The sequence below is a fragment of the Arthrobacter sp. UYEF3 genome, assembly GCF_040546245.1.
Classification (GTDB): domain Bacteria; phylum Actinomycetota; class Actinomycetes; order Actinomycetales; family Micrococcaceae; genus Arthrobacter.
This window is the reverse complement of record NZ_JBEPNK010000052.1, coordinates 1-5,037: the sequence shown is the minus strand read 5'-3', so window position 1 is coordinate 5,037 and position 5,037 is coordinate 1. Positions and strand designations below refer to the sequence as shown.

Here is a 5,037-nt window from a genome sequence, read left to right as displayed (position 1 = left end):
TGTCCTGTCTCAATTTAGTTGGCCATGGTGACGTGGGAAAAGGACATCTAAATTGAGACAGATCGGGTAGGAACCGTCTCAATTTAGTTGGCCATTCCGTATGGAAAGCCTGCCTCCTTATCCCACAGGGGCTGAGTTCCGGGGCGACGGACTGAGCCCCTGCGGCGCTAAACGGCGTGCCATGCCCCGGTGAGCTATCTGCCCCGGGTGCTCCAGGCTTGGCCCAGTGGCGTGCCGGGGCCGGCGTCGGCCGGCGAGGGCGGCGGATTTCTCTTGATGTTCCAGGCGATGGCGTCGAAGAAGGCCGTGATGCGGTGGGCGGCGCGCAGGGATTCGTCCTCGTGTGCTGCGGGGAAGAAACCGGCGACTGCCTTGATGCTCAGGTCGTAGCGGTCTCGGTGCCAGAGGCCGGGTTGGAGCATCCGGGTATTGAATCCGGGGCTGGTGGCGAGGCGCGCGACGTTCACGGTCTCCGGGTAGGCGAGCAGGTCGAGGTCGGAGGTTGATCCGCGCCGGGACCGTTCCCGGACGGTGCTTTGCCTGAAGACGACTGTGCTTGATCTGAGGACAGTGGTCGCGCATTCGCGGGCCCACAGCATGATGGGGGAGTCGACGAGGACGCCGCGCGGGGCGAGGTCCCGGCGGTAGTGGCGTTCGGCGGCGATGAGCTCGGGCAGGGCGCGGATGTCGTGCTGTGTGGTGCCGAGCCATCGGCAGTGTCTTGCGCAGACCCATCCGATGCGGGGCAGCCGGGCGGTTCCTCCCGATCCCTGGGTGCAGCGTAGGCAGAGTTCACGGTCGATGACTTCTGAGCCGTCGATCTTGGCCGGGGTAGTGAAGGCGCTCTCGTGCAGGTCACCGAGGTCGCGCCAGGCCTGCAGCCGCTCGGGGGTGCGGCGGTGGCTGGGCTTGGGGATGGCTCCGCCCTCAAAGAGGGCCCGTTCGATCTCCTCGACGGTGGTTCCGTTGCGGGCTGCGTGGCGGGAGGCGTAGCTGATCAGGCCTTCGCCGTTGAAGATCCTGGTGGGGACGGGGAGCGGCTGGATCGTCACTGAGCCCGTTTCAGTCCGCGCTTGCGGGGGCCGGCGGGCTGGACTGCGCGGGTGTGGTGGTGCTCTTCGGCGGCGTAGTCGGTGGCTGTGGCCTCGAGCCGGGGACGGTCGATCTTCTCGGTCCCGTCGATGATCGCTCCGATGGCGGCGTCCGAGAGCAGGGCGCGCAAGGCCCCGATGCTCCCGCCTGTGCGGTCCCACAGGTAGGCGGCCTGCCCGGCGAGGGACTCGGGCACGTGCGCGGCAAGGGGCAGGAGGTCCTCGACCCCGAGGACCAGCTCGGTCCAGGCCTCGCGGTCCGCCGTGGATCCGATCCCGTAGGGACGCATCCGGTGCACGATCATCCTGGCCTTGATCTGTCTCCCCATGTCCCCGGCGAACAGGTCCGTTTCGGGCAAGTCAATGCCCGCGTAGAGGAAGGTCGCGTCCAGCCGGTCGGCGAACTGCTTGAGAGTGCTGGCCGCCTCGGCCCCGGCCAGCCTGCTCGTCGTCAGGTTATGGACCTCATCGAGGATCACCAGCGATACGCCAAGGGTGCGAATTACGCCCACGACGCGCTCGGTGACCATCTGGGCCGTCGCCCTCTGGGGCACCGGGAGGCCGAGCCAGTTCGCGAAGGCCTGCATGAGCATCCTCGGCGTCGTTGCGGGCGGGACCACGGTATAGACGACCGGGGCGAAAGTGGTGTCGTCGGTGCGCCCGAGACGCCTGCGCTCGGCCTTCTCATGGCGCTTGCCGATCAGCAGCGCGGCCGTGGACTTACCCGTTCCGGCGGCCCCGGAGACCGCGAGCCCCCGCCGCGCCGTGGCGGTGGTGGCGGCGTTGCGCGCAAGGGCGATTCTTGCCTGCCGGGCAAGGGCCTGCGTGTCCGTGGTCTCCAGCACGGTGTCGGCGGCGAGCCAGGCGAAGCGTTCCCGGTCGTAAGCGTCCTTCTCCTCGGGATTGAGGGCTTTGAGCTCCTTGGGGGAGAGCCGTTCCGGCTCGATCGGGGCGTGGTCGACGAACTGGCGCCAGGCGGTCAGGGAGTCGGGGGTCGCGATGGCTCAGTCCTCCAGAAGGTCGATGCGGCGGGCATGACGACGCGGACGCGGACTAACAGGCGCGGTCGCAGTCGCCGCGGACGGGGCGGCGCCGGGTTCGGAGTCAGGTTCTTCTTCGTGGACAGGGGCAAGGCGCAGCCGCGGCGCTGGATCCGGAACGCTCGACGGCGCGGCGCCAGCCCGTATGGCGGCCCGGGCCTCGGCCCGGCCTGCCGGGGCGGTCATGATGCGGTTGACCTCTGCGAGCAGGTCCGCGCCGGGGATGCTGCCGGAGCGTCTGTCCAGGGCCTTCTTCGCGGCGGCGAGGACGTCGAGGGAGAACGGGCCGGCGAGCTGGCGTGCCATGGTCCAGTCGGCTTCGATCCATCTGCCCTTGCGGTGGTCGCGGACGTGGATGGACTGGAGCCGGTAGGGGTCGTAGCGGATCTCCCATCGGCCTTTCGCGGGAGAGGGGAGCCCGGAGGAGACGCCCCGGTACTCGTGGAGTGCCTTGGCGTCGTAGTGGAGACCGTGGAAGTTGATTCCATAGGGCTGGATTGAGCGCCACTCCAGCGGGAGCAGGGCGATGTAGTCCTCTCTGGTCAGCGTCACGGGGATCTGGGGTGCGACGCTCGCGAGGGCTGCGAAGGCCTCGTTCGGGGTGAGGTCCTTCTTCGGCATGGCAGGGTGCCTCAGGCCCGGGTGCGGGCGGTTCTGCCAGACGGCGACGAGCCACCAGTCAAGCAGGCTCTGGACGTCGGCGAGGCTGAACCGTGCCTCGGCGGCGGGGTCCTTGCCGCGGCGGACGACGTTCGGGCCGGTGTAGCCGGCGAGGTACTGGGTGAAGCCCGAGTTGACCCCGGCGAAGAAGCGCTCGATGTGGGGCTTGTCGGTCCCGGTCCGCGGGGCGGCCTTGGTCAGGCTGATCTGGAGCCGTTCGCACGCGGCGGTGAACGTGGCGCCGATGTAGACCTTGCCCCGGTCCACGGTGATCGACTCAGGCACGATGACGGGCTTGGCAGCGATCGCGGAGCGGACGTCCTCGCCGCCGGGGATCATGCCCTGGGGCAGGACCGATCGGGAGTAGCTTAGGGCCGCGTCCCAGCCGGGCTGCATCGGCAGCGGGGTCATGGCCCTGGCCAGCAGGACCGCGGCGTCGACGGCCTTCGTTGCCACGGGGCGCAGGATCGCGCCCAGCGGCGTCCGGGTCGCGATGTCGAGGGCGACGGTGAGGTCGGCCTTGCCCGTGGACCCGTCGGGGTAGATGAGCATCAGGTCCAAGGGGCTGGAATCGATCTCCACGAGTTCCCCAGGTCGCAGGGGCGCCTGCCTGCCCCATGTCCGGTCGGGTCGGCTGGCCTGGGTCCTGCGGGTCGTGGCGTTGCCGAAGGGGTGCCGGGACTTCTCCAGTTTGGCCAGGATCCGGTAGAGAGTGGCGCGGGACGGGACCGTCAGGCCCTGCTGCCCGGCGAGGGCGCGGACTCGGGTGACGGCGCGGGACCGTGTCCCGGTGGACGTGTTGGTCTGCCCTGAGATCTCGGCCTCAAGCAGCGCCACGAGCTCCGGGGCAGCCCAGCCAGCCAGGGTGCTCTGACGGGTGTTGCGCCCGTCGGCAAGTCCGGCGATACCCTGCTTGCGGTAGGCGGCGACGTGGCGGCGCAACGTACGGGCCGAGATCGGCGTGCCCGCGGCGGCGAGCTCGGCTGCCTTGGCCCCGATGCGATGCAGCAGCGGGTTGGCCAGGTCGTACTCCGGCTTGGGCGCCGTCCCGGGGGCAGCGTCCGGCGGGGTCCCGTTGACGAGCTCGTAGACGTGACGGTGCAGCAGCTCGGCCTGCGCCCGGGCAGCAGGCTCGAGGGTTTCAAGCAGCGCGACACCGGCCAGGGACGGCAGGGGAGCGGGCGCGTCAGGCAGGTACGAGTCGTCGGCAAGCAGCTCGGCGACCGGCACCCGGCGGATCCGGCCGGTGGCGAGATTCTTCAAAGCCAACTCGGCACCGTCATGGGCAGCCACCTGCCAGGAGGCGCCGTCGAACTGAATGAAGTCAAACAGACGAACCGACTTCACGACGCCGCCTCCCGCGACCCAGCGTTCCAGGCGGAGCACGCCTTCGGTGCAACACCCGGGGACACCGGCGTGTCCTGCGTGAGCGGGGCGTCGAGGTCGACGGCCAGCGCCCCGGTGAACAGCAGGTGGAGCACGTGCGCGCGGACGATGCCCTCGTCGGCGCCCAGCGCCCTGGCCGCCCGCCGGACGCCTCCGGCCAGCGAGGTCTCCGGGGCGAACGAGTCGACCAGCACGGCCGCCGCGGTGCCGTCGGGGGCGAAGCGGTCCTGGCGGTAGCCGGCGAGCCACCGCAGATTCGACATCAGCGGCTCCGCCGGACCGGTGAAGACCTCGTACTCCCACCCGGCCACTTCGCAGGCCTCACGGGTCAGGCCGAACTGGCGCTCCGCGGACCGGACACGGCCTGCAGGCTTGACGTCGACGACCCGGCCCGTGCCATCCCGCAGCCGGACGAAGAAGTCCGGCACGTGCCCCCGGGAGCCCTCGGTCCCGCGCGGCCACAGGAACGCGAACGGCTGGGACGCGACCCCCACGACATCCCGGTCATGGTCCGCCGAGAGCAGGAAGTCGCGCTCCAGCAAGCTCTCGAACCCCACATGGGACCGGACCGTGCTGGACCACCACCTGCCCTCGTAGTTCCGCTTGCCCTGCCACGAGAAGAACGCCCGCACCGGAAGCGCCGACTCAAGCCCGAGCGATGCCAGAGCCGCAGAAAGCGGCGCATTCGCCATCCGCCCGTCCAGGCGCGCCAGCACACGGGTCTCATCGGTCATGTTCGAAGGCAGCGACCTCAGCGCGCGAGCAGCATCCATGTGGCCAGATTAACTGAGACAAACCCCAGAAACCCGTAGGTGGCCAGGTAAGTTGCGAAAATGGCCAACTAAATTGAGACAGGACAT

4 protein-coding genes are annotated in these 5,037 nt (G+C 69.5%); all 4 read right to left on the bottom strand.

Annotated features, from left to right (window positions below; translation table 11 throughout):
* Positions 1–194: 194 nt before the first annotated feature.
* The 4 genes from ABIB14_RS18595 to ABIB14_RS18580 all read right to left on the bottom strand — a co-directional run bounded on the left by ABIB14_RS18595 (position 195) and on the right by ABIB14_RS18580 (position 4,950).
* Positions 195–1,052 (bottom strand): hypothetical protein, encoded by an 858-nt coding sequence (locus ABIB14_RS18595; protein WP_123256271.1) that lies wholly within the window; start codon positions 1,050–1,052, stop codon positions 195–197.
* Positions 1,049–1,936: a TniB family NTP-binding protein gene (locus tag ABIB14_RS18590; RefSeq protein WP_259678321.1), complete on the bottom strand. Its 888-nt coding sequence runs from the start codon at positions 1,934–1,936 to the stop codon at positions 1,049–1,051. The genes ABIB14_RS18595 and ABIB14_RS18590 overlap by 4 nt, the downstream gene beginning before the upstream one ends.
* 159 nt (positions 1,937–2,095) lie before the next feature.
* Positions 2,096–4,177, bottom strand: coding sequence for a Mu transposase C-terminal domain-containing protein (locus tag ABIB14_RS18585; protein ID WP_354237376.1), 2,082 nt, complete (start codon positions 4,175–4,177; stop codon positions 2,096–2,098).
* Positions 4,135–4,950 carry a TnsA-like heteromeric transposase endonuclease subunit gene (locus ABIB14_RS18580; protein WP_123256269.1) on the bottom strand — a complete coding sequence of 272 codons (816 nt, stop codon included), beginning with the start codon at positions 4,948–4,950 and terminating at the stop codon, positions 4,135–4,137. The genes ABIB14_RS18585 and ABIB14_RS18580 overlap by 43 nt, the downstream gene beginning before the upstream one ends.
* Positions 4,951–5,037: the final 87 nt, after the last annotated feature.